This is a genomic window from Acinetobacter pengchengensis (assembly GCF_982235305.1).
This window is the reverse complement of record NZ_CEVATJ010000001.1, coordinates 985,402-1,009,505: the sequence shown is the minus strand read 5'-3', so window position 1 is coordinate 1,009,505 and position 24,104 is coordinate 985,402. Positions and strand designations below refer to the sequence as shown.

Genomic DNA, 24,104 nt, shown 5'->3' with positions numbered 1-24,104 from the left:
CATTACGCTTGGGTTTGAGAATTCTGAATCCACAATTGGCGACTTTTTAAAGGTCGATCACCCAACAGTGAACTAATCATTTGTCGATACAGCCGAGACAGTAATTGTAACTGCTCTGGATTAAAATCCCTACCTTTTTCATAGTCACACATACTCAGGATCTGTGTTCCCAGCAAATTTGCTCGTGATGCTTGTGCGGTAGGGATAAAACCATCATTCAGTTGAAAATGATAATACATGTTTGGCTGAATCGGCTCTTGGCTCGCATCGACTGAAAAATCAATGGCATAACCTAATTCTTCCAATAAAGCATGTTCAAACTGACGCAAAATCTGTCTTAAGAATAGATTGGGATTTTCGTGACTAGATAAGTGTTGTAAATGCGCCAGAGTCTGATGATATTGCACAAAGGTTTCAGGCATTTCCACTTCGGCAGAACATAGACGCAACACAATTTCATTTAAATAAAAGCCTGAAAAAAATGCATCACCAAAGAAAAAAACGGGTTGATTAACAATTTCGAGTTTAGTGAAATTTTTAAGATCCGATTTTCCCGAAGCTTGTATGCGAATCGGTTGATATTGTGGCGGTGGCATTTGTCTTAAAACTCCATCGACCCGCCCATGTTCGCGGGTAAATAAATGCACAATATGGCTACGTTCACGGTATTTTCGATGATGGATTAAATAACCATGCAAGATTTCATTACGCATGATTGCGTTAATTAATCCTGTTCTTTAGAATGTTTTTGTTTTGATTCTTCTTCGTCATCGCTATCTGGAATGACCGCGCCGACCACAGCAGCAGTGCCTTTCACCACTCCTTTTGTAGTTTTGTAGGCGACTTTTACGGGAACTGTCACAACTTTGTGAATACAACCTTGCAAGACCAACATACATGCCACAATGGCCAACACTCTCATCATCACAGTTCCCTTTTCGTCAAACTTAGATATCACTATACCCTAAGCTTTTTAATGCACGTTCATCATCAGACCAACCACCTTTGACTTTCACCCAAAGCGTCAGCATGATTTTTTGCTCGAACATTTTTTCCATGTCAACCCGTGCATCCATACCAATTTTTTTCAGCTTCGCGCCTTTTTCACCAATCACAATGGCTTTTTGACCCGAACGGTCGACAAAAATAGTGGCATCAATATAGGTACATGGCGCTTTCATACGACCTGTTTTCTCATTTAAAACTGCATCTTCAGTTTTAAATGATTCGATTTGCACGGTTAAATCGTAAGGCAGTTCTTCACCTAGTTGACGCATGATCTTTTCACGAATAATTTCAGATGCTAAGAAACGCTCAGAACGATCTGTGATTTGATCCAGCGAATACAACGGCGGCTGGAATGGCAAATAGCGTTCAATCGTGTCACGCAAATGATCTAGGTTTGCACCCCGCAATGCTGATACAGGAACAATTTCGGCAAAGTTCATTAACTTGGCACGTTCTTGAATAATCGGCAAAGCTTGATTTTTATTTTCAAAGGTGTCGAGTTTGTTAATCACTAGAATCACTGGCATTTCTGCATTTTTCAGTTTTTCCAGCACCAGCTCATCATTTTGTGTCCATTTTTGTGCATCTACGACAAACAAAACCAAGTTCACATCGCGCAAAGCAGATGATGCAGCACGGTTCATCATTTTGTTGATGGCACGAACTTCTTTTTTATGCATCCCTGGGGTATCAACAAATACAGCCTGAGATTTTTCGCGTGAATCAATCCCCACAATTTTATGACGTGTGGTTTGCGGTTTACGTGAAGTAATGGACAGTTTTTGACCCAATAAATGGTTCATGAGCGTCGATTTACCCACATTCGGGCGACCAACAATCGCAACAAAACCACTGCGGAAATCAGATGGAATTTCAGTTCCCTGACCGCTAAAGAATTGGTTAATCATGTCATTGGCGTCGTTATTCGACTCGTGACCAGCATCTACGTGATCGGAATGGATGGTCATTCAGACTTTTGCTCCAAGAATTTTAAAATATCTGCCGCAACTGCCTGCTCGGCAAAGCGACGGCTTGAACCTTCACCCTTCATTACAGGCAAGCTATCTACTCGGCATTCCACAATGAAATGCTGATTCGGGGCATCGCCCTGAATATCTACAACCTCGTAAACTGGGAGAGGTTTTTTACGTGCTTGTAAATACTCTTGTAAGCGTGATTTAGGGTCTTTGAGTTGATCGGTTGGCTCAATATGATCTAAATAAGGGCTGTACCATTTTAACACAATCGTTTGCAGCAAATTCAAATCACCGCTATCGACATAAATGGCGCCAATAATCGCTTCTACGGTATCTGCCAGTATAGACTCACGATGATGACCGCCAGATTTCAATTCCCCCGTACTGAGAATTAAATTTTGGCTGAGCTTTAAGTCATTGGCGATTTTACCTAAGGCTTCCTGACGTACCAAGGTTGCCCGCATGCGCGTTAAACGACCTTCATTTTCATGTGGATAAGCCACATATAAATAATTGGCAACAATCATTCCCAACAACGAATCGCCTAGAAATTCCAGACGTTCATAATTGTGTTTATGACTCACCGAGCGGTGAGTCAAAGCCAGTTTAAGCAATTCAGGTTGCTTAAACTGATAACCGATTCGGTTGGCTAGACGGGTCTCATTTAGCTTGGACTGAGCTTTGATCAAAACTTTTCTCGAACTTCATTACAATATCAATATTCAATAAGAATGGTTTTCTTATCTCATATTCTTTTTTCACTTGCAGACCATCGACATTGGTTACTTGAGCAACATCTGCAAATTGAATATCGCGAATGTTGTTCATGCTTAAACGCCTATCCATCTCACTAATAAATTTTTGTGGTGTGAGGTTTTTTGGCCCGTTCAATAACTGTTCTTCAATTTGGTTATCCAACATTCGATCATCGAAATATGGCCCCCAAACTGCAACTGCTACTTTTGCCATAAATGCAAAACCAATAATTGCAATTAAAATTGCAATATAGGATGCCCCTTGTTGATGACGCATTTTTTATTTTCCTAATCTGCTGTATTAATCAATTTTGCCATTACGACTAAATGACGGCAAATTAAACCCAGGCTCTTTATGCATCCAGATATAGAATGCACGACCTGTTAGGTTTTCCTCTGGTACAAAGCCCCAAAAACGACTGTCAGCACTTTGATCGCGATTATCCCCCATCGCGAAGTAATGACCTTCTGGAACTTTGACTTCCCAATATAAACCATTTTCTGCTGAATACTTACCGTTGTCTACATAGTTCAGGAATGGTGCCTGACGCGCAACGTTTACACCTTCAAGTTCGCGCATGGTAAAGGTATGCGTGCCTAAAGTTTCCTGATGGTAAATTGCCGTAGGTGTATCTAAACTATCTTTTTCACGGCTAAACTGGATTGGGGTTTTCGTTACTTTTTCACCATTGATGCTTAGCTGACCATGATCATAAACAATATGATCACCTGGTAAACCGACAATACGCTTAATATAGCTAATGCTTGGTTGTGGCGGATAACGAAACACCGCAACCTCACCACGTTCAGGCGAACCCACATCTATAATTTTACTGTTGATAATTGGCAAACGCACACCGTATTCAAATTTGTTCACCAAAATAAAATCACCCGTTTCTAAAGTTGGCACCATAGAATCTGACGGTATATTAAATGGTTCATACAGGAATGAACGCAGCACCATCACCACTGCCAAAACAGGCCAAAAATCATACGCCCATGTGATAATGAAGTTTTCATTGCCCCTCCCTTTGGTTGCTCTTTGCTTAAATACAAATTTATCGAGCAACCACACCACAATAAAAAATAATGTGGCAGGAACGAGAATCAAATTAAAATCAAAATCCATGGGTTTATTATCCTTATAATTTTAGCGTTCGACTTTAAGTACGGCCAAGAAAGCTTCTTGCGGGATTTCAACACTTCCCACTTGCTTCATACGTTTCTTACCTTCTTTTTGCTTGGAAAGTAGTTTCTTCTTACGAGAAACGTCACCGCCATAGCACTTCGCAAGTACGTTTTTACGCATCGCTTTTACAGTTGAACGCGCAATAATTTGCGCACCAATGGCAGCCTGAATAGCTACATCAAACATTTGACGCGGTATCAAGTCTTTCATTTTTTCAACCAAGGCAATACCACGGTGACGTGCATCTTGACGGTGACAAATCATCGCCAAGGCATCGACTTTTTCACCGTTAATTAGTACATCTACTTTAACCAAAGATGAACTTTCAAAACGAACAAAGTTATAATCTAAAGATGCAAAACCACGTGAACATGACTTCAATTTATCAAAGAAGTCCATCACCACTTCTGCCATTGGAATTTCAAAAGTAATAGACACTTGGTTGCCCAAGAATTTCATGTCTTTTTGCACACCACGACGCTCAATACACAAGGTCATGACGTTACCCAAGTATTCTTGTGGCACTAAAATATGACATTCGGCAATCGGTTCACGCAAATCTTCTACAGTAGAACCATCAGGCATTTTTGATGGGCTGTCGATATAAACTGTTTCGCCATTTTTCATTACCGCTTCATAAATTACAGTCGGTGCAGATGAAATGAGGTCTAAGTCGTACTCACGCTCTAAACGCTCTTGTACGATTTCCATGTGTAGCATACCCAAGAAACCACAACGGAAACCAAAGCCTAAAGCATCTGAACTTTCAGGTTCAAAGAACAAAGCTGAGTCGTTAATTTGTAGTTTGTGCAATGCTTCACGGAACGGTTCAAAGTCGCTAGCATCAATTGGGAATAAACCCGCATAAACCTGCGGCTTAACTTTTTTAAAGCCTGGTAAGGTTTCTACTTCTGGTGTCGTTGCAAGTGTGATGGTATCACCGACTGGTGCACCAAAAATGTCTTTAATACCGGCAATGACAAAGCCTACTTCGCCTGCTTCTAAAATACCTGTTTCGGTATGTTTTGGATTAAAAATACCCACTGAGGTAATAATGTGCGTTTGACCTGTCGATTTCATCAACATTTTATCGCCTTTACGCACACGACCATGCTTGATACGCACCAAAGACACAACGCCTAGATAGTTATCAAACCAAGAATCAATAATTAAGGCTTGCAAGGGCGCATCGCGGTCACCTTGTGGTGCAGGAATGACATTCACCAAGGTTTCTAATACATTGTCGATACCTAAACCTGTTTTAGCCGAACAGGTGGGTGCATCTTGCGCTTCGATACCAATAATTTCTTCAATTTCATGAATCACGCGCTCAGGTTCTGCCTGCGGTAAATCAATTTTATTCAGTACAGGTAAAACTTCTAAGCCTTGCTCGATTGCGGTATAGCAGTTTGCAACAGATTGCGCTTCCACCCCTTGTGCCGCATCAACCACCAATAACGCACCTTCACAAGCTGCCAAAGAACGTGAGACTTCATAGGAAAAGTCAACGTGTCCTGGGGTGTCAATGAAGTTTAATTGGTATTCCTGACCATTTGGATGGGTGTAGTACAAAGTCACCGAGGTGGCTTTAATGGTAATCCCACGCTCACGCTCAAGCTCCATAGAATCCAACACCTGAGCTTGCATCTCACGATCTTGTAAACCACCACAGGTTTGAATGAAACGATCTGCTAGAGTCGATTTACCATGGTCAATATGGGCAATGATCGAAAAGTTACGGATGTTTTTAATATCAACAGTTTTTTTAGCTTGCGCCATGGGTTACCTTGAAAAATAACACGCTCTGCACCTCAAAATTCATGCAGAGCAAAAGCCGAATAGAAATTGCGATGGATTATAGCAGATGGATTTTTCAATGTATCCATAATAATGACTTCCTTTTGCAGCCGCTCGTGTTTTTCTTTTTATTCGAGAGTTTCAGTTTTTTATACAGAAATGTATGTCGTAATTAAAGTGAGCACTAAAAGCCACATCATATTGTTTAAAACAGCAAACACCTGATTGACAACATCTACAGCATCAACAAGCAGCAACTTTTAATGACGCTGTATTGGGTGCTTCAACTCATCTTAAGAATCATACTCACTAAAATCCAACGGATTCACATCAGCAGCAAGGGGTTGATAGGCTTGCGTAAATGTCGGTGACATTCGTTTAGGACGACCTGTCTTAATTTCCACGCAGGCCCATTGTGTATTGCCCATAAACAGCAGGCTTTTATCTTGAGGGCGATAAAATGCATATTGACGAAAAGAATATAAAGCATTCAAATCGCTTAACCATGTACGCAAAATCAGCTCCTCACCTTCGAGTGCCGCTTTACGGTATTGCACATGATGCTCCACCGCCACCATCGCATGTTTCAGTTTTAAGTATTCCTCAACACCTAAACCTAATGTTTCAATATGTGCCGATGCAACATCCTGCATCCACTGTACATACACCACATTATTGACATGCCCTAAAATATCAATATGTTCTGGCTGAACGGTGATTTTTAAATCAAATATGCTGCTCATGTCATCCTTTTAACTAAAACGGCCATGTCGGTCTAGTCTAACAAAAATACCGATTTACATAAAAAAGTCGCCCCAATTTAAGAGCGACTTTCTTAAAATAAGTGACTATCTAAAGTTTAGCAATATTCTAAATTTTAGATAGATTCACTATTATATGCTGCATCAACTTATTGAATACGCATACCAATAATCGCACGTTGTCCTTGACGGATAATCACCACACGCGCAATTGTACCTTGTTTCAAGGTAGATACTGTTTCAACAAATTGGTTGGCATTTTGGATGGTGGTGTTATTCAGTTGCACAATCACATCGCCTGGCATAATACGTGCCTGAGCTGCCGAACCACCACGACGCACTTCCTGAATCAGCACACCGCCTTTAATATCTAATTGGCGTTGTTCTGCAACGCTTAAATCACGAATCGACACCCCTAAAACAGGACCTTTGGCTGCTGTGTCAGGGTTGTTTTTGGCAGGTGTGTCATCAGGAGCTGTGCTCACTGTAGCGGTAATATTACGGCGTTTATCATCACGTAATACTTCAAGCTGAATACTCTGATTTGGCACTGAACGGTTTAAATAGTTCAACAATTCCGAAGTTCTAGAAATTGGCGTACCATTATATTTAAGAATGACATCACCCGCACGTAAGCCTGCACGTGCAGCAGGTGAATTTGGTGCAACTTGAGTAATCAATGACCCTTCTGGTTTGCTCAGTTTATAAGATTCAGCCAAATTACGGTCAATATCCTGCAAACTCACCCCTAAATAAGAACGGGTCACTTTACCATTTCGTTTTAATTGATCGGCAACATCCATTGCTACATCAATTGGAATAGAGAATGACAAGCCCATATAGCCACCCGTACCACTAAAAATACGGGAGTTCACGCCCACAACTTCACCACGCTGATTGAACAATGGCCCACCTGAGTTACCTGGGTTTAAAGCTACATCGGTCTGAATAAAGGGTACTGAGGTTTCACCCATCATATTCCGCATTTTGGCACTGACAATCCCTGCCGATGCAGAATAGTCAAATCCAAATGGAGACCCAATTGCAAGTACAGGCTCACCCACACGCAATTGATCGACATTGCCTGTACGCAACTCTGGGAAACTCGCACCTTGCACTTTTAATAAAGCGACATCGGTACGTTCATCACTACCCACAACAGTTGCATCTAACTCACGGCGGTCATTCAGTACAATTGTGACTTTTGAAGCATCTTCAACCACGTGGTGGTTCGTTAAAAGGTATCCATCTTTACTAATAAAAAAGGCACTGCCATAACCTGTTTTTTCTTGTGGCAATTGTTGTTGTGGAATAATCACTTGATTGCCAAAAAAACGGCGTAAAATTTCTGGAACTTGTTGTTGTAAGAGTTCTTCCTGACTCATTTTTTTGACAACATTGACACTCACGACAGCAGGACTCACCTGCTCAACCAAATTAGAAAAGTCTACTGGTGGTGCTGCTTGAGTCTGCACAGTTGCCATAGTAAAAACAGCCGCATATAAACCTTTTTTAAAGTTGCGATTTTTCATAAATAGCATTCACTCAATAATAATTATGACTTTGGACTCACCTTATTTAGCACAAAATAATAGACTTTTGCGTAATAAAATGTTGAATCTTTTTCAATTACAGTTTGGCAGGCACTGTGAGAGGATAACTGAGATCGCATCAGGTATTTACCTCATCAAAAAATTGCGCACCAAAGTGTTATAAATGAAATGCGTTGAATCAAATCCAAATAAAAGCGGGATATTCCATAAAAGTTGCTGGTTTATTCTTTTTTTTCATTATTCAAATCCACTTCGCACTTGCCTTTTTCTGCAAAAAGGGGTGTCATTATCCAACTTTTTTCAAATTAGCTGATGGACATGTCTAATTTAAACACAACACATCAATTTGATGTGATTATTGTGGGAAGTGGTGGTGCAGGTTTGAGTTTAGCGCTCTCATTACCCCAGCATTTCAAAATCGCCGTTTTGGCAAAATCTACCCTCACTGAAGCCAGCACCTTTTATGCGCAAGGTGGTGTTGCTGCAGTCCTTGATGAAACCGACTCGATCGAACAACATATAGATGACACCATGATTGCAGGTGCGCATTTATGTGAAATAAGTGCCGTCAAACAAACGGTGGAAGGCGGCAAACCTTCGGTAGATTTTCTGCTCAAACATGGCGTGCAGTTTACCTTAGACGAACAAGAGCAATTGCATTTAACCCGTGAAGGCGGCCATTCTCAGCGCCGTATTATTCACGCTGCCGATGCTACAGGCCGTGCAATTTCCACGACTTTGGTGCAACGTGCTCAAGAACAGCAAAACATCACTATATTTGAAAACTATATCGCCATTGACCTGATTACCTCACAAAAGCTTGGTTTAAACGAAGCTAATCGTTCATTAGGCTTATATGCACTAGATGAAAGTACTCAAAAAGTACATACCTTCCTTGCTCCATTTACCGCTCTTGCCTGCGGCGGTGCAATGAAAGCCTACCTTTACACTTCAAACCCAGACATTGCGACGGGCGATGGTATGGCCATGGCTTTCCGTGCGGGTTGCCGTGTAGCCAATATGGAATTTAACCAATTCCATCCAACCTGTTTGTATCATCCTCAGGCGCGTTCTTTTTTAATTACTGAAGCCATGCGTGGTGAAGGTGCATATTTACGTTTACCTGATGGCGAACGATTTATGCTGCGTTTTGATGAACGAGCAGAACTCGCTCCGCGTGATATTGTGGCACGTGCAATTGACTATGAAATCAAGCGTTTGGGTATTCGTCATGTATGGCTAGATATTACCCACAAGCCTGCAGAATTTGTCAAGGAACACTTCCCTACACTGTATGCACGTTTGCTGGAATTGGGCATTGATATCACCACCGATATGATTCCTGTTGTACCTGCTGCCCACTACACGTGTGGTGGTGTGATGGTGGATGAACATAGCCAAACCGATATTTCTGGTTTATACGCGATTGGTGAAACGTCTTATACAGGTTTGCATGGCGCTAACCGCATGGCAAGTAACTCTCTTTTAGAATGTTTTGTATATGGAATGGCAGCGGCCAAACATATTGAAGCACATCACACTACAGATTATTGCTCACCTGAAGTTCCTGCTTGGGATGATTCTCAAGTCACGAACCCTGATGAAGATGTGGTGATTTTACAAAACTGGGATGAGCTACGTGCAACCATGTGGAACTATGTCGGCATTGTACGCACCACCAAGCGTTTAGAGCGTGCCTTGCACCGTATTGAAATGTTAAAACGTGAAATCACCGAGTATTATCAGGACTATCAAGTCAGTAAAAACTTGATTGAGCTGCGTAATTTGGTTCTGGTTTCTGAAATGATTGTGCGCTGTGCCATGCAACGGAAAGAATCACGTGGTTTACACTTCACGCTCGATTATCCTGAGCTTGCGCCTGAATTGCGTAAAACTGTGCTCATTCCACCAAATTTCCAAGTGGAAACTCCATTGGTGAATGAATAAGGTAGGTTAAATAACGGTGATTGAAAGTTTCATATTTTCATTCATCGTTATTAATTTCATTTTACTTATTTTTTTGCCCCTCATTTCTACAAAAGTTTTACGAACATTCCCCTGCTCTTTTATAAAATACTATCTCTTTAATCGTTTTGCACTGTGAAAAAACTGGCTCTCTTAGGCTATTTTTCTATTCAATTGCATGCATGAAAACGATCAATGACCGCAAGGATTAAAGATCAATCACATTTACTTAGACTATTTAACCATTAACTTTAAGCCAAATGCTGATCTTATTATTTTCCTACTTGTGGAATCGAGTAGGTCCCTGTTACATGCGCCACGGCATCATCTACACCTTCGGAATATACCCAAACCTCACCGACCACGAGGGTTTTCCCTACTTTCATTAAGCGACATTCACCACGTAAATTGCGTCCTGCTGCAGGTTTGCGTAAAAAATTGATGTTTAAGTTACTAGTCACTGCCAAAGCCACCAAACCCAATTCACCTAAAATGGCGATATATAGTGCATAGTCTGCAACGGTCATCATAGTCGGCCCCGATACCGTACCACCTGGACGTAAATCACGTTCATCAATGTGATAATTTACCAATACCCCACGTGGCGTGATGGACACAATTTCACATTTTTCCAAACTTTGCGGAAACTCTACTTTTAAAAATTCAATAATTTCGTCTTTGGTCATATTTAATATTCGCTATTGTTAAATAAAAAATCTTAAAACGTTTCCACTATAGAAGATTTTTCCATTCAATCAAATGTCTAACTACAACCCAATGGCTTGTTATGCCTTTTTGTATATGCCTTTGCGTTTTATGCCTTCGCTTACAAATAGTGCATCGCTTGTGCAAATACTTGATCTGGACTTTGTGTTGCATCTAAGCGCTTCACTCGCTCAGGATGTCGCTGCCACAAAGTTTGATAGCCACCTTTAACTTTCTCAAAGAAAGTTGCTTTCTCTTGCTCAAAACGATCAAGCGCTCCACGCGCACGTGCACGGGTCATACCCAGTTCAATCGGTGCATCGAGCCAAAAAGTTAAGTCAGGCATACGTGCGACAAAGTTATTATTTAAAGTCAGCAACTTGCTTTCACTTAAACCACGTCCAGCACATTGATAAGCAAAACTGGCATCGCTAAAACGGTCACATAGCACGGTTTTTCCTGCAGCCAGTGCAGGTAAAATCACCTGATCTAAATGCTGAGCGCGCGCTGCATACATCAACAATAACTCAGTGTCTGAACACATTTTTTCCTCATGGTTTACGCTAAGCAACAAAGCACGAATTTGCTCTGCCATAGGGGTTCCACCTGGCTCACGAGTTAAAACCACCAACTGACCTTGTGCAGTAAAATAAGCGTGAATGCGGCGGATGAGTGTCGTTTTGCCTACCCCTTCGGTGCCCTCAAAACTGATAAACATGCTTATTCCCCTGATTTTTTCATGCGTAGTACGTTTAAATATTCCTGCACGGCACGGTTATGATCTTGCAAATTGGTGCTAAATTTATGCCCACCGTTACCTGTCGCCACAAAATAAATGTTGTCAGATTGGTCTGGATGCATAGCCGCTTGAATGGCTTTTTGACCCGGCAAAGCAATTGGCGTTGGGGGTAGGCCACTCATGGTATAAGTATTATATGGTGTTGGTGTGCGTAAATCCTGACGGGTGATATTGCCCTGATATTTATCGCCCATTCCATAAATAACAGTTGGATCGGTTTGTAAACGCATGCCCAGTTTTAAACGGCGTACAAATACCCCAGACACTTGCTGCAACTCAGCATCGACATTGGTTTCTTTTTCAATAATTGAGGCCATAATCAAGGCTTCATATTTATTTTTATAAGGTAAATCTGCTGCTCGATTATTCCAAGCATCATCTAATGCTTTCATTTGACGCTGATATAAATCGGTTAAAATTTTACGATCAGTTTCACCTTTGGCAAAGAAATAAGTATTCGGTGCAAACAAACCTTCGGGATGTGCAAAAGGAATATTTAAAGCTTTTAGCATTTGATCATACGGCAAATGCGACACTTCTTTGGTGACTAGCTCATCTTTCTTTAACGCATCAATCAATTGTTTAAAAGTCGTACCTTCGATCACCAAAATTCGGTTCATTTGTGCATTTTCAGCATTAGCGATCATTTCCATAACCTGTCGTACACTCATCCCCTGACGCACTTCATATACACCTTTCTTCATGCTGTCATGGATCATCACCCGTTGGTACAACTTTAAAACAATTGGAAAGTTCACATGATCATCTTCAGCCAAACGATCAATAAAGCGTGAATACGTGTCGCCTTCATTAATCGCCAATAATTGTTTTTGACCTTCAACAGGATAATCTCTAAACAGACTTGACCATAAAATCACGCCAAGCACCAGTAATAGCCCCAGTATAAAAATGATGCCACCTTTCAAGGCACGCATAGACTGTACTGTATTAATTTTCTTTTTAGATTTTGATGGGCGTTTAGGTTTAGACATAAGAATGTATCTGATTCAGTTGAAGTTGCTTAAATAATTGAATACACGGTTGCACATCCAAAAGCTGTGACTGTAAATGGCTGGCAATTTTCATTGGACTAAGCGCATTGCAAAAAAATAAACTTTGAATGTCCGCAATTTCTGCAGCATCTATATCACGTTGTTCACACGCAATATTGTGCTGTTGCATCCGCGACAAAATTTCTGCCCGCATCACGCCGTGCACGCCATTATAACCAAGTTGCGGGGTAATCCATGTATTGTTTATAAGAATGAAACAATTACTACTCACTCCTTCAACCACACGCCCCTGCACATCGGTCACCAAAGCCTCAAGCCACCCCGCTTGATCTGCCTCTTGCTTTAATAAAACCTGTTCGAGACGGTTCAAACTTTTCACACCAACCAACTGCGGCATCGTCAAGCCAATGGTCTGTTCTAAGACACCGCTTTGAATGATTTCGTAGTGGTATTCTGCCCCCAAAGTTTCTTGCGCTTGAGGATAAAAGAATACCCATACATCGGCAGGATGTTCAGGCAAGCTATAGCCACGTTGCCCCTCACCACGACTCAGCACAAGCTTTAATGTACCATTCAACTTGCCATGTTTTTGTTTTAAATCGGCCAGTGTTTTATTAATAAATTCAAGATTTGCCGTTAAATGCATATTTTGTTTTGCATGCTCTAAACGCGCTAAATGGCGATGCCACAACTCAACTTGATTGTTGCGAATACGCGCAGTGCTAAAGCATCCATCACCATAATGAAAAGCACGATCTAACACCTGAATCTGCTCGGTAGGCTTGGCATTTTTATAACACTGCATAGAAGAAGTACTCGTTATTTATCTCTAAGTATAGAAATCAAAGAAGAAATTTATATTTATCATTTACTGATATTCACCGCATTTTAAATTATTTTTTAAGAAAATGAACTGACTATATGCTTGCCTCATTCAACTCAGCACACAACAAAGCATAAACCAATGAGGTCAATTATGAGCTTTTCAAAATTTAAAATTGGGGTACTGGCTGCCATACTTTCTAGCACAGCACTGGGTGTATCTGCAAAAGACTTTCTCAATGTTTCTTATGACCCTACCCGTGAATTATACGAAGATGTCAATCAACACTTTGGCAACTACTGGAAAAAACGCACTGGACAAACTATTAATTTCAAGCAATCACACGGTGGCTCGGGTAAACAGGCACGTGCGGTTATTGATGGCTTAAATGCCGATGTAGTGACCCTTGCTTTAGCCGCGGATATAGATGTTATTGCAGAAAAAGCCAAACTATTACCTGCTGACTGGCAAAAAAAGTTACCGAATAACTCAACCCCATACACATCAACCATCGTATTCTTAGTCCGCCAAGGTAACCCTAAAAATATTAAGGATTGGGGCGATTTAGTTAAACCGAATGTTGCAATCATCACACCAAATCCTAAAACCTCAGGGGGCGCACGCTGGAATTACTTAGCAGCATGGGCATGGGCTAAACATCAACCTGCTGGCAATGATGCCAAAGCCCAAGAATTTGTTCGTCAAATTTATAAACAAACCAAAGTATTGGATTCAGGTGCCCGTGGTGCAACCACCACTTTTGCAGAACGTGGCATTGGTGATGTTTTGTTGGCTTGGGAAAATGAAGCCTGTTTAGCCGTGCGTGAACAACCAGGTAAATTTGAAATCATCACCCCTTCCTTATCCATCTTGGCTGAACCCCCAGTGGCGATTGTAGAGAAAAATGTGCTAAAAGATGGTAATCAACACTTAGCCAAAGCCTATTTAAACTATCTCTATTCGCCTGCGGGTCAAAATATTGCTGCAAAGCATTATTACCGACCACGTAATGCTAAGGTGTTGGCACAATATATGTCGCAATTTAAACCATTAAAACTCGTGACCATTGACCAAGAGTTTGGTGGATGGAGCAAAGTTCAGCAAAAACACTTTGAAAATGGTGGTATTTTCGATCAGATTGTCAAAGCCAATCAAACCAAGTAATGCTGAAAGGCAAATCATACTGAAAGGATAGTGAAAAACACCCACATTGGAAAATGCGGGTGTTTTCATACAGCCTTATATCTTTTTCATTCATATAAAATTCATTTTTAATTATTTTTTTTGCATAAAAACTCTAGTTATCCTTGTTGCAGATTATTTAAAGCATGAATTTTACAGCATTATCTTACTGAATTTTGAATCCAGGCGGTCACATCCAATACTGGAACATGATGGATTCAATTGAAATTTAAGCGTTATTCAGATCATCATTTCAGGCTGAAATATGCGAAGGAGCATCGACATGATTCATACCGTAATTGTTCCAGGTGTAGGTGGCAGTGAATATGCGCACTGGCAATCTTGGTTACAACGACAACTCATGTCTTGCTCGCGTGTACAACAGTCAGACTGGAATAGCCCAATTTTACAAAACTGGGTTACTGAATTTGTCAAAACAGTTGCCCCGATTCAGGACTATATTCAAATTGTGGCGCACAGTTTTGGTTGTCTAACCACGGTGGCAGCATTGGTACAGCACCCTGAGCTACAGACGAAAATTAAAAATGTGGTTTTGGTTGCACCTGCTAACCCTGCCCGTTTTGGTGAGTCTGGTTTTGCAGAACACAGCCAAAGCAATTATTCGGCTTACTTTCAGCAACTTAAATTGGCTGTACCGACACACTTATTGATTAGTGAAAATGACCCGTGGCTCAGTTTTGCAGATGCACAGGCACTTGCCCAAGCATGGCAATTAACAACTATTAATTTAGGACAAGTGGGTCATATTAATGTTGCATCAGGCTTTGGGGCATTTCCTGAAATTTATGATTATTTGATTGCAGAAAATATGCAACAACATATCAATATTTCTGATAAAAGCAAGTATTTATTCAAATTTGCAATTTGATCTTCGCAACTTATGCTTGTGCCGAATTTATTTTTACTTATCTGTTTGTTTTTAAACACTCATTCTCTTTTGAGGAGTCATCATGTCGCAGCGATCCAAAGTGCTGCCAGGATTTGGTCTTTCTCTAGGCTTTACCCTAGCGTATTTATCCTTAATTGTTCTTATTCCCTTATCGGCTGTATTTATTAAATCGTTAGGTATCGGTTGGGATGGTTTATGGGAAATTTTAAGTTCAGAACGTATCCAAAAATCTTTGCAACTCAGTTTTAGCGCTGCACTCATTGCAGCCTTTATTAATGTCGTATTCGGCTTATTATTGGCATGGTGTTTGGTCAGATACAGCTTTCCGGGCAAACGTATTATAGATGCGTTGGTCGACTTACCTTTCGCCTTACCTACCGCAGTTGCAGGTATTGCCCTGACTTCTTTATATGCACCAACAGGCTGGATTGGACAATATTTAGAACCACTGGGCATTAAAGTCGCCTATACCCCGATCGGGATTACCCTGGCCCTGATCTTCATTGGTATTCCATTTGTGGTGCGTACCGTACAACCGGTACTCAGCGATTTGGAAACCGAGCTGGAAGAAGCGGCATCTGCTCTGGGCGCAAACCGTCTGCAGATTGTTACCAAAGTCATTTTCCCGATTTTACTGCCAGCATTAATTACTGGTTTTGCCCTGGCCTTTGCCCGTGGCGTGGGTGAATATGGTTCGGTAATCTTCATTGCCGGGAACCAGCCTTTTGAAACTGAAATTGCCCCGCTGATGATTATCTCCCGTTTAGAAGAATATGATTATGCCGGTGCAACCACTATTGCGGTGGTGATGCTGCTGATTTCATTCGTGATGCTGTTCCTGATTAACTTGTTACAAGCATGGGCCAGCCGTCGTACAGGGAGAACAGCCCGATGAGTTTAAATACCAACAGCAATGCTTTGGCCGACAAGCTGCAATCGCGTGATGCCACCCGTGAACCGACCTGGGTTCGCTACACCTTACTGACCATTGCCCTGATTTTCTTCCTGAGCTGCCTGATTCTGCCGTTAATTCTGGTATTCGTTGAAGCCTTTAAACAAGGTGTGGGCGTGTATACCCAGGCGCTTGTACATCCAGATACCTTATCTGCAGTCAAACTGACCTTACTCACTGCGGCCATTGCCGTTCCACTCAATGTGGTGTTTGGTGTAGCCGCAGCCTGGTCGGTAGCCAAGTTTAACTTCCCGGGTAAATCAATTCTGACCACCATCATTGATTTACCATTCTCGGTTTCTCCGGTCATTGCCGGGATGATGCTGGTACTGATTTTTGGTACCCAGGGCTGGATGGGCAACTGGTTAATGGACAACGACATCAAGATTTTGTATGCCGTGCCAGCGATTGTCATTGCCACCATCTTTATTACCGTACCGTTTGTGGCGCGTGAACTGATTCCGCTCATGGAAGCGCAAGGCACCGAAGAAGAAGAAGCTGCCATTGTACTGGGTGCCTCTGGCTGGCAAACTTTCTGGAAAGTCACCTTGCCGAATATTAAATGGGGCCTGATTTACGGTGTCATTCTGTGTAATGCCCGGGCGATGGGTGAGTTTGGGGCGGTCTCAGTCGTGTCTGGCCACATTCGCGGTGAAACCAATACCTTGCCCTTACACGTTGAGATTCTCTATAACGAATATACCTTCAGTGCTGCGTTTGCGGTGTCGTCCCTGCTGGCCCTACTGGCAATTGTGACCTTGATCCTGAAAACCTGGGTCGAAATCCGTCAGGAAAAGCAGGACAAACGTAATGAAGATTCAACAGTTTCTTAAGGAATGACCTCATGAGTATTCAAGTTAAAAATATTGAAAAACACTTTGGTGCATTCCATGCACTGAACAACATCTCCCTCGATTTTCCAGACGGCCAGCTGGTGGCCCTCCTAGGTCCATCGGGCTGTGGTAAAACCACCCTGCTGCGGATTATTGCCGGTTTGGAATCTGCCGATGGCGGTCAGGTGATTCTGGAAGGTCAGGATGCCACCGATGTTCACGTGCGTGAGCGTCAGGTCGGTTTCGTTTTCCAGCACTATGCCCTATTCCGCCACATGACTGTATTTGACAATATCGCGTTTGGTTTACGGGTACGTCCGCGTGCAACCCGACCATCAGAAGCCGAAATTAAAAAACGCGTTATGCGTTTACTTGACTTAGTACAGTTAGGCTTTTTAGCAGACCGTTATCCTGCGCAGTTATCGGGTGGACAACGTCAACGTATTGCTTTGGCACGTGCCTTAGCGGTTGAACCACGCGTATTGTTATTGGATGAACCTTTTGGTGCGCTCGATGCCAAAGTACGTAAAGAATTACGTCGTTGGTTAAGAACTTTGCATGATGAATTACACATCACTTCAATTTTTGTGACCCACGATCAGGAAGAAGCGCTCGAAGTTGCCGATCAAATTATTGTGATGAACAAAGGTAATGTCGAACAAATTGGTTCACCACGTGAAGTGTATGAACAGCCTGCCACTCCATTTGTATTTGACTTCTTAGGTCAAGCCAACCGTTTTGAAGGACAACATCATCAAGGAATTGTGCAAATTGGTGAAGATCGTGTACAACTTCTTAATCAACCCAACGCGCCACAAGGCAAAGTCATTGCATTTGCGCGTCCAGATGAGTTGCATATTCATGCCCAACCACAGGAAAATACCATTCAAGCGACCTTCTTACGTGAGGTTTGGATTGCTGGTAAAGTAGTTGCAGAATTGCAAGATCGCCAAGGGAATTTAATTGAAATTGCACTCACTGCAGATGAAGCGAAACTGCACCAATTCCGCCCAAATCAAACGGTTTGGTTAAGTGTAACCACTTTACATTTATTTGAAAATCAAGTCGCATAAGGACATCAAGATGGAGCCTAACCCGCTCCATCCTTTTTAGGGTTGCACCACTATGAACTTCCAACAACTTAGAATTATTAGAGAAACCGTTCGGCAAAACTTTAATTTAACTGAAGCGTCTGCGGCACTATATACCTCTCAATCGGGCGTGAGTAAGCACATTAAAGACCTTGAAGATGAGCTGGGTGTGCAGCTTTTTGTCCGCAAAGGTAAACGCTTATTGGGTTTAACCGAGCCAGGGCAAGCCTTGCTGTGTATCGTCGAACGCATGTTGATTGATGCAGATAACATTAAACGCCTTGCCGATGACTTTAATAAAGTTGATGAAGGCACGCTCACCATTGCGACTACACATACCCAAGCGCGTTATGTGCTACCGCCTATTGTGAATTTGTTTAAAAAAGAATTTCCCAAAGTACATTTGATTTTACAACAAGCCAGCCCTGTAGAAATTGCCGAAATGCTGCTGCAAGGTGAAGCCGATATTGGTATTGCAACTGAATCTCTCACCACTGAAGAAAACTTGGCGAGTGTGCCTTATTATGAGTGGCGCCACAGTATTATTACCCCTAAAAATCATCCTTTAGCCAGTAAAACTGAGATTAGCCTGACCGATTTGGCAGAATATCCAATTATTACGTATCACGGTGGCTTTACGGGTCGTTCTAAAATTGACAAAGCATTTATCGATGCAGGCGTTGATGTCAATATCGTGATGTCTGCACTTGATGCCGATGTCATTAAAACCTATGTTGAATTAGGCATGGGTGTTGGTATTGTCAACAATGTGGCTTATGACGTTGAACGTGATTACCGACTAAAACAAATTCAGACCGATATTTTTGGGCTAAACACCACATGGATTGCGGTTCGCAAAGGACATTTACTACGTGGCTATGGCTATGAGTTTATTTCTTTATGTGCACCAAATGCCGATATTAAAGCTTTAAAACGTATCGCCTATCCCGAAGAATAAAACAGCAATACATAAGAGAGCCTAGGCTCTCTTTTTTGATCTTTAGCAAAACTCTTGCTTATTCTATACACCTAGAAATAATCAAAATAATGATTTTAATTCATAAGAAAAATGAATAAAATATAATCAACAATAAAAAACTTAATTTGATTTTAAAAACGATTCCATAATTTAGACCAAGGACGCAACATGAAATTTCACATTTTTGTCGGATTGCTGTATGTCCTGCCGCTAAGTTATGCCTCTGCTGCAGCTTTAGAAAGCAGCAATCAATCCATTCAAGCTTTCTTTGAAAAAGGTAATTATGCGGAAGTCGCTTTGCTACACGTGGATACCAATATTTCAGGTCAGGTCCAGCATCAACAAAATATTGCGGAATTAGGCGTTCAAGATTTTTCAACAGGCAATTTAGTCAATCATCAACACTTCATCCAAGCTGCATTAAAATTACAACCCCATCCACAAATTTCTGTGGCGTTATTATTTGACCAACCTTATTTTGTTGATGTGGATTATCACTATAGTCCTATTCTTTCAGGTGAACCCTTACCTATAAAAACGCAGATATTAAGTTTGACTCAAGAAATATTACAGCGCTAATCGGCTACCAACCCACACCACATTGGAACCTCTTTACAGGTCTGAGTTACCAGTCATTTTCAGGTGATCTGAAAATTGGTACACAAGCTGACTATACCTTTTTTGATTATCACGCACATTTTCCCAAAGATCATGCGTGGGGTTGGTTAGCAGGTCTAAGCTACCAAATTCCTGAATATGCATTTAATACAGCAATTACTTATCGCTCTAAAATCAAGCACAGTACCAATGCAAGCGAAAGTATTTGGGGATTTCCTTTAGAGATTGCACCACAACAAGCAACGGAAATTCAGACCCCAGAATCGGTGAATTTAGATTTTCACACCGGTTTACCTGCACAAAATTTTCTGTACGGATCATTGCGATGGGTCAATTGGCAAGATTTTAAAATTCAACCCACTCAATTTGCTGCAATTCTGCAATCTGAAGGACTAGGTAATCAGTTCAACCTGATTGATTACCAAAAAAATCAATGGTCTACCCGTTTGGGGGTTGCCCATCAATGGTCACCCAAGTGGATCACTGCGGTGGAAGGATTGTGGGATTCTGGTGCGGGTAATCCTGCCTCAAGCTTAAACCCTGTAGACGGCTATGTTGGTGTGGGTACGGGCGCGGTTTATCACTTCAACCCCAAAACTTTTATGATTGCGGGTCTGCATTATTTGCACTTTACTAAGCCAGACACGGTACAACCACAGTCGTTAATCACGCAAATTTCAAGTTTTTCTTCACTCGAACAACGTGAGGCTTGGGTTTATCACTTGAAATTAGCACACCGCTTTTAAGACACAAAAAAAACGAGCCGAAGCTCGTTTTTTTTGGTTTAGCTGAAACTAACGGATATTACCAGTGGTAGCTTACACCTAGTTTAGCTACTGGCATCCATTCGTATTTATCATCGTTACGAACTTCATTAAGGTGATCCTCAACTATAGCAGCATCTGGTGTACCACCATGATAGTTCACATTTGTCACTGTTGGATTACCTGTATAATAGGCACCAACTTCACCAAATACGCCCCAGTTTTTATTAATTTTTGGTGCAAAACCTAGACCTAAATACGGTGCAATATCATTACTATAGTCAAGATCATAGCTAAGTTGGTCTAAGTTTGTATCTTTGCCGTCAACTTTAATAGTTCCACCATCGTTTCGAGCTTGTAGAGCATATTGTTGATCGATGTAACCAACACCTGCAGCTACATAAACACCTTGTGCCCATTTATTTGGACTTGCGCCCCAAGGACGTAATTCAGCATTTAAGTAAGTCAAGTTATTATCCATATCAACGTCATAATTGACATCATCAACTTCTACGTCATCCGACCAAGAAATATCACCACCGTTATAACCAAGAGCTAAGCCCACATACGGGTTTGCAGTCCAAAGTAAGGCACCGCCATAACCTGTTGTACCGACTTCAGCACGTACGCCTGTTGGAATGAGTTGGTTACGATCAAACGCATAACCATCTTTTACCACAGCTGTATCTGCCATTGCAGAACCTGCAGCTGTTGCCAATACCGAAGCGGCTAAAATTGAGTGTAAAGTTTTCATTGTGTTTCTCCTCAAACTAAAACTTGTTGAATTTTCATTCGTTTTGTTATGAGAAAACTATAGAACATATTGCGTTCAGTATTTATGCAAGATGTGCTAGGTTTATGTTGTTTTTTGATACAAATTTATTTTTATTGTTTATTGCAAAAGCATTTATTTTCAAAACTTCAACAATTTAACGCTCAACTTGACTTGTTTTATCTAGCCAAGGATAAACTCCAAGTTGTTCTAAATTTTATCTATTCCTCTCTCAATATAGTGTAAAATCTTGGAAAGTTTTTTTCAGGTATTTACATCGATGTCGCAGCTTTCAACAATTATTGAACAAGCATTTGAAGACCGTGCTAATTTTACAGCAGCAGATTGCCCTGCTGAAATTCGCCAAGCAGTTGAACAAGCAATTGCAGGTTTAGATAACGGCACATTGCGCGTTGCTGAAAAAATTAATGGTGAGTGGATCGTTCACCAATGGTTAAAAAAGGCAGTTTTGTTATCTTTTAAACTCAATGATAACAAGCCAATTGAATCTTGCGATTTGCGTTTCTACGACAAAGTAGACACGAAATTTACAGGTTGGACTAACGAGCAATTTAAACAGGCAGGTGTACGTGTAGTACCGCCAGCTGTTGCACGTAAAGGTTCGTTCCAAGCCAAAAATGTGGTGTTAATGCCATCTTATGTCAATATTGGCGCTTATGTAGATGAAGGCACCATGGTCGATACATGGGCAACAGTAGGTTCATGTGCACAAATTGGTAAAAACGTGCATTTATCGGGTGGTGTAGGCATTGGTGGTGTACTTGAGCCACTTCAAGCAAACCCCACGATTATTGAAGACAACTGCTTCATTGGCGCACGTTCTGAAATTGTTGAAGGCGTGATTGTCGAAGAAGGTTCTGTCATTTCTATGGGCGTTTATATTGGTCAATCGACCAAAATTTATGATCGTGAAACTGGCGAAATCCACTATGGTCGTGTACCTGCAGGTTCAGTGGTCGTTTCTGGTAGCCTGCCTTCTAAATGTGGCACTTATAGCTTATATGCTGCTATCATTGTGAAAAAGGTAGATGCAAAAACCCGTGCAAAAACCAGTTTGAACGACTTATTACGCGAAGACTAAACTTTTTTTAGTTTTCCCCATCTCTACGGCCAGCAATGACCGTAGAGATTTTTGTTTTTTATATACTGTGATGAATTTTATGAGTACCCTCCGATCTTCCGCTATTCCTGTTTCTGATCCGTCTGCGGGTTTACGCATTACGGAGATTTTCTATTCATTGCAGGGCGAAGCCAATACATCAGGCTTGCCAACCGTATTTATTCGTTTAACGGGTTGTCCATTGCGTTGTCATTACTGCGATACCACCTATTCTTTTGAAGGTGGCGAGCGTCAATCTTTAGATGACATCATCCAAACCACGCTAGATTTTAAAACACCGTATGTATGTGTGACGGGCGGTGAACCACTGGCTCAACCGAATGCGCTGCCACTCATGCAACGCTTGGCAGATTTAGGTTGTGAAGTGTCTTTGGAAACCAGTGGAGCTTTGGATATTTCTAAAGTGGATAATCGTGTATCTAAAGTGCTGGATTTAAAAACCCCTGCCTCGGGTGAAATGTCCCGCAATTTATTATCAAATTTAGATTTTTTAAACCCGCATGATCAAATCAAATTTGTGATTTGTAATCATGACGATTATCTTTGGGCGAAGGAGCAGGTTGAGCAATATCAATTGCATAAAAAAGTCGATACCGTGTGGTTCTCCCCTGCATTTGCTGTCGAAAAAGGTGCAGTCGCCTTGCCACAACTTGCACGTGATTTGGCACAGTGGATTTTAGCCGACCATCTCCCTGTTCGTTTCCAATTGCAATTACATAAATTGCTTTGGAATGATGAAACAGGTCGTTAATGTCCACACGAATACACATTCGTACTAAGGTCAATCATCACAGTTTTGCTCAAGTTCTAACGCAATATTTTAAAAATTGGAGTTCAATTATGCGCCCTCGTGCCATTGTATTGTTATCTGGTGGATTAGACTCAACCACGTGTTTGGCATGGGCACAAGCGCGTTATGAATGTATTGCACTTAGTTTTATGTATGGTCAACGCTCGACCACAGAGCTAGATGCTGCACGTGCCTTGACTAAAAATGCAGGCATTGAGCATCGTGTGATTAATATTGATTTAGGCAACTTGGGCGGTTCTGCCTTGACCGATCACAGCATTGAAGTACCTGATCATGAGCAAGAAGGTATTCCTGTGACTTATGTGCCTGCACGTAATACCATCTTCCTATCTTATGCTTTGGCAGCAGCCGAAGTGTTTGATGCAGAAGCCATTGTGATTGGCATTAATGCGGTAGATTATTCGGGTTATCCTGACTGTCGTCCTGAATTTATTGATGCATTTGCCAATATGGCACGCTTGGCAACCAAAGTTGGCGTAGAAGGTAAACCGTTAAAATTTGAGACACCTTTGTTACATTTATCCAAAGCAAATATTATTCGCTTAGGTATTGAACATGACGTAGACTATAGTCAAACGGTTTCTTGCTACCAAGCAGATGACCAAGGACGTGCTTGTGGTAAATGTGACAGCTGTCGCTTACGCAAACAAGGTTTTGCCGATGCAGGTGTTACTGACCCGACACGTTATATACCGTCATAACAAGG

24 protein-coding genes and 1 pseudogene are annotated in these 24,104 nt (G+C 41.5%); 11 read left to right on the top strand and 14 right to left on the bottom strand.

Annotated elements, in window-relative coordinates; all coding sequences use genetic code 11:
* Positions 1-2: 2 nt before the first annotated feature.
* The 9 genes from recO to AC0T5Z_RS04875 all read right to left on the bottom strand — a co-directional run bounded on the left by recO (position 3) and on the right by AC0T5Z_RS04875 (position 8,019).
* Positions 3-716 (bottom strand): DNA repair protein RecO, encoded by a 714-nt coding sequence (gene recO / locus AC0T5Z_RS04915; protein ID WP_435336791.1) that lies wholly within the window; start codon positions 714-716, stop codon positions 3-5.
* 8 nt (positions 717-724) lie between these two features.
* Positions 725-925, bottom strand: coding sequence for an NF038104 family lipoprotein (locus AC0T5Z_RS04910; RefSeq protein ID WP_291335314.1), 201 nt, complete (start codon positions 923-925; stop codon positions 725-727).
* Between the two features lie 22 nt (positions 926-947).
* Entirely contained in the window at positions 948-1,976 is a 1,029-nt protein-coding gene (gene era / locus AC0T5Z_RS04905) for a GTPase Era (protein ID WP_291335316.1), read from the bottom strand.
* Positions 1,973-2,674 carry a ribonuclease III gene (gene rnc, locus AC0T5Z_RS04900; RefSeq protein WP_291335318.1) on the bottom strand — a complete coding sequence of 234 codons (702 nt, stop codon included), beginning with the start codon at positions 2,672-2,674 and terminating at the stop codon, positions 1,973-1,975. Before rnc ends, era begins: the two co-directional genes overlap by 4 nt.
* Entirely contained in the window at positions 2,646-3,017 is a 372-nt protein-coding gene (locus AC0T5Z_RS04895) for a DUF4845 domain-containing protein (RefSeq protein ID WP_291335320.1), read from the bottom strand. Before AC0T5Z_RS04895 ends, rnc begins: the two co-directional genes overlap by 29 nt.
* A 24-nt stretch (positions 3,018-3,041) precedes the next feature.
* A complete protein-coding gene (lepB, locus tag AC0T5Z_RS04890; RefSeq protein WP_291335322.1) occupies positions 3,042-3,869 on the bottom strand; it encodes a signal peptidase I in 828 nt (275 codons plus the stop codon).
* Between the two features lie 21 nt (positions 3,870-3,890).
* Positions 3,891-5,708 (bottom strand): translation elongation factor 4, encoded by a 1,818-nt coding sequence (gene lepA, locus AC0T5Z_RS04885; RefSeq protein ID WP_291335324.1) that lies wholly within the window; start codon positions 5,706-5,708, stop codon positions 3,891-3,893.
* 311 nt (positions 5,709-6,019) lie between these two features.
* On the bottom strand, positions 6,020-6,469 hold the full coding sequence (locus AC0T5Z_RS04880) for an acyl-CoA thioesterase (RefSeq protein ID WP_291335326.1): 450 nt from the start codon (positions 6,467-6,469) through the stop codon (positions 6,020-6,022).
* A 167-nt stretch (positions 6,470-6,636) separates the two neighbouring features.
* On the bottom strand, positions 6,637-8,019 hold the full coding sequence (locus tag AC0T5Z_RS04875; protein WP_291335328.1) for a Do family serine endopeptidase: 1,383 nt from the start codon (positions 8,017-8,019) through the stop codon (positions 6,637-6,639).
* Positions 8,020-8,352: 333 nt separating this feature from the next.
* On the opposite strand from AC0T5Z_RS04875, the gene nadB reads away from it, so the two are divergent.
* On the top strand, positions 8,353-9,987 hold the full coding sequence (nadB, locus tag AC0T5Z_RS04870; protein WP_291335331.1) for an L-aspartate oxidase: 1,635 nt from the start codon (positions 8,353-8,355) through the stop codon (positions 9,985-9,987).
* Positions 9,988-10,277: 290 nt separating this feature from the next.
* On the opposite strand, the gene AC0T5Z_RS04865 is transcribed toward nadB, so the two are convergent.
* The 4 genes from AC0T5Z_RS04865 to pabC all read right to left on the bottom strand — a co-directional run bounded on the left by AC0T5Z_RS04865 (position 10,278) and on the right by pabC (position 13,327).
* Positions 10,278-10,691: a PaaI family thioesterase gene (locus AC0T5Z_RS04865; protein WP_435336775.1), complete on the bottom strand. Its 414-nt coding sequence runs from the start codon at positions 10,689-10,691 to the stop codon at positions 10,278-10,280.
* Between the two features lie 140 nt (positions 10,692-10,831).
* Positions 10,832-11,428 (bottom strand): dTMP kinase, encoded by a 597-nt coding sequence (gene tmk, locus AC0T5Z_RS04860; protein ID WP_291335334.1) that lies wholly within the window; start codon positions 11,426-11,428, stop codon positions 10,832-10,834.
* Positions 11,429-11,430: 2 nt separating this feature from the next.
* Positions 11,431-12,444: an endolytic transglycosylase MltG gene (gene mltG, locus AC0T5Z_RS04855; RefSeq protein WP_414630583.1), complete on the bottom strand. Its 1,014-nt coding sequence runs from the start codon at positions 12,442-12,444 to the stop codon at positions 11,431-11,433.
* A gap of 49 nt (positions 12,445-12,493) precedes the next feature.
* Positions 12,494-13,327, bottom strand: coding sequence for an aminodeoxychorismate lyase (pabC, locus tag AC0T5Z_RS04850; RefSeq protein ID WP_291335338.1), 834 nt, complete (start codon positions 13,325-13,327; stop codon positions 12,494-12,496).
* A gap of 171 nt (positions 13,328-13,498) precedes the next feature.
* Here pabC and AC0T5Z_RS04845 point away from each other — a divergent pair, with 171 nt between their 5' ends.
* The 7 genes and pseudogenes from AC0T5Z_RS04845 (at position 13,499) to AC0T5Z_RS04815 (ending at position 20,656) form a co-directional block, all read left to right on the top strand.
* On the top strand, positions 13,499-14,509 hold the full coding sequence (locus AC0T5Z_RS04845; protein WP_435336774.1) for a sulfate ABC transporter substrate-binding protein: 1,011 nt from the start codon (positions 13,499-13,501) through the stop codon (positions 14,507-14,509).
* Between the two features lie 301 nt (positions 14,510-14,810).
* The gene (locus AC0T5Z_RS04840) at positions 14,811-15,416 is read left to right on the top strand and encodes an RBBP9/YdeN family alpha/beta hydrolase (RefSeq protein WP_435336773.1); all 606 of its coding nucleotides are present in this window, start codon (positions 14,811-14,813) and stop codon (positions 15,414-15,416) included.
* 82 nt (positions 15,417-15,498) lie between these two features.
* Positions 15,499-16,332 carry a sulfate ABC transporter permease subunit CysT gene (gene cysT, locus AC0T5Z_RS04835; protein WP_291335344.1) on the top strand — a complete coding sequence of 278 codons (834 nt, stop codon included), beginning with the start codon at positions 15,499-15,501 and terminating at the stop codon, positions 16,330-16,332.
* Entirely contained in the window at positions 16,329-17,222 is an 894-nt protein-coding gene (cysW, locus tag AC0T5Z_RS04830; protein ID WP_005176653.1) for a sulfate ABC transporter permease subunit CysW, read from the top strand. Before cysT ends, cysW begins: the two co-directional genes overlap by 4 nt.
* Before the next feature lie 11 nt (positions 17,223-17,233).
* The gene (locus AC0T5Z_RS04825) at positions 17,234-18,295 is read left to right on the top strand and encodes a sulfate/molybdate ABC transporter ATP-binding protein (RefSeq protein WP_291335348.1); all 1,062 of its coding nucleotides are present in this window, start codon (positions 17,234-17,236) and stop codon (positions 18,293-18,295) included.
* 52 nt (positions 18,296-18,347) lie between these two features.
* Entirely contained in the window at positions 18,348-19,271 is a 924-nt protein-coding gene (locus AC0T5Z_RS04820; RefSeq protein ID WP_435336772.1) for a CysB family HTH-type transcriptional regulator, read from the top strand.
* Between the two features lie 189 nt (positions 19,272-19,460).
* Positions 19,461-20,656 (top strand): annotated as a pseudogene (locus tag AC0T5Z_RS04815) (outer membrane protein transport protein).
* Between the two features lie 58 nt (positions 20,657-20,714).
* On the opposite strand, the gene carO reads toward AC0T5Z_RS04815, so the two are convergent.
* Positions 20,715-21,428 carry an ornithine uptake porin CarO gene (gene carO, locus AC0T5Z_RS04810; protein WP_435336771.1) on the bottom strand — a complete coding sequence of 238 codons (714 nt, stop codon included), beginning with the start codon at positions 21,426-21,428 and terminating at the stop codon, positions 20,715-20,717.
* A 298-nt stretch (positions 21,429-21,726) separates the two neighbouring features.
* On the opposite strand from carO, the gene dapD reads away from it, so the two are divergent.
* From dapD to queC, 3 genes are all read left to right on the top strand, one after another.
* A complete protein-coding gene (gene dapD, locus AC0T5Z_RS04805) occupies positions 21,727-22,548 on the top strand; it encodes a 2,3,4,5-tetrahydropyridine-2,6-dicarboxylate N-succinyltransferase (protein WP_291335356.1) in 822 nt (273 codons plus the stop codon).
* 79 nt (positions 22,549-22,627) lie between these two features.
* Entirely contained in the window at positions 22,628-23,338 is a 711-nt protein-coding gene (queE, locus tag AC0T5Z_RS04800; RefSeq protein ID WP_236162198.1) for a 7-carboxy-7-deazaguanine synthase QueE, read from the top strand.
* Between the two features lie 89 nt (positions 23,339-23,427).
* The gene (gene queC, locus AC0T5Z_RS04795; RefSeq protein ID WP_236162197.1) at positions 23,428-24,099 is read left to right on the top strand and encodes a 7-cyano-7-deazaguanine synthase QueC; all 672 of its coding nucleotides are present in this window, start codon (positions 23,428-23,430) and stop codon (positions 24,097-24,099) included.
* The last annotated feature ends 5 nt before the right edge of the window (positions 24,100-24,104 follow it).